At 55.6% G+C, this 1287-nt stretch carries 1 protein-coding gene and 1 pseudogene; one reads left to right on the top strand and one right to left on the bottom strand.

Going from position 1 to position 1287, the window contains the following annotated elements; all coding sequences use genetic code 11:
- Positions 1-396 (bottom strand): annotated as a pseudogene (locus WH5701_RS16330) (cobaltochelatase subunit CobN); the annotation flags it as partial.
- 59 nt (positions 397-455) lie between these two features.
- On the opposite strand from WH5701_RS16330, the gene WH5701_RS00600 reads away from it, so the two are divergent.
- Positions 456-1287: branched-chain amino acid transaminase (locus WH5701_RS00600; RefSeq protein ID WP_006169886.1), on the top strand; the 832-nt coding region annotated here is incomplete at its 3' end.

The raw sequence follows: 1287 nt of genomic DNA, 5'->3' as shown, positions 1-1287 counted from the left end.
GATGGATCCCAAACCATGCAGCTCGTTGTTTTGATCGTCTGTCCCCGCCAGGATCAGGAGCTGACGTTCTGGTTTTTCCTCCTTCCAGCGTTGGAGCTGCTCTAACCCATAGCTCCAATGACCTCGGCCGCCGAGTAAGCGCACCAGGACCAACGTTGCGTGATCAGCGGTGGTGGCGAGGTAGTGGTCGAGTTGCGCGGGATGGGACAAACAGTCCAGAGACAGCCCCCGTATTTGGTTGCGCCAGGTCTCACCACCGGCCGAAGCAAGATGTGCTGCCAGGGTGCTGAGGTCTGTCGCGGCACTGGAAAGAAACAACACATCCGCCGCGGGCTGTTCCACCAGGACCACGTCCTCGGGGGGGTCAACACCCGGACAGCTGGCTAATCGATGCATCGTTCCATTGTCCTGGTGAGCGGTGGTGAGAAGATTTCAAGAACCAGGTCGTTTTAGCGATGCATCAGTTCCTGCCTTACGCCTGGTTCCAGAACCAGTGCGTCCCCTTCGAGGAGGCCAGGATCTCCATCGCTACCCACGCGCTGCATTACGGCACTGGTGCATTTGGTGGCATGCGAGCCATTCCTGATCCACAACAAGCAAGCACGATGCTGCTGTTCCGTGCTGATCGTCATGCCCGTCGACTTAGTCAGAGCGCGCGCTTATTGCTTACAGATCTGACCGAAGAGACAATTTTGACGTCCCTGACGGCCATGTTGCGCGCCAATCAACCGGATCAGCCGATCTATCTCAGACCGTTTGTTTACACGAGTGATCTCGGCATCGCACCTCGGTTGCACGACATCGAGACCGACTTCTTGATTTATGGATTAGCTCTCGGCGATTACCTTTCCCCGGAAGGTGTGAGTTGTCGCATCAGCAGTTGGACGCGCCAGGAGGATCGCTCTTTGCCCCTCAGAGGAAAAATTAGTGGGGCTTACATCACGAGTTCCTTGGCCAAGACGGAGGCGGTGCAAAGCGGTTTTGACGAAGCGTTACTTCTCAACAGTCGCGGGAAAATCAGTGAAGCCAGTGGCATGAACCTTTTTCTTGTCCGGGATGGGGAATTGATCACCCCTGGCGTTGATCAAGACATTCTTGAGGGAATTACTCGAGCGAGTGTGATCGAGCTGGCGAAAGCCATGGGTATCCCCGTGGTTGAGCGCGCAGTCGATAAAACCGAGCTGTTCATCGCCGATGAAGTGTTTTTGACGGGTACCGCGGCGAAAATCACTCCGATTCGCCAGATCGAGTCGACCGTTCTTCGTCATGATCGACCGATCATGCAAA

This window comes from Synechococcus sp. WH 5701, assembly GCF_000153045.1.
In the GTDB taxonomy this organism is placed as follows: Bacteria; Cyanobacteriota; Cyanobacteriia; order PCC-6307; family Cyanobiaceae; genus Regnicoccus_A; species Regnicoccus_A antarcticus.
The sequence above is the reverse complement of the archived record's forward strand: the minus strand, read 5'-3'. Positions and strand labels throughout refer to the sequence as shown.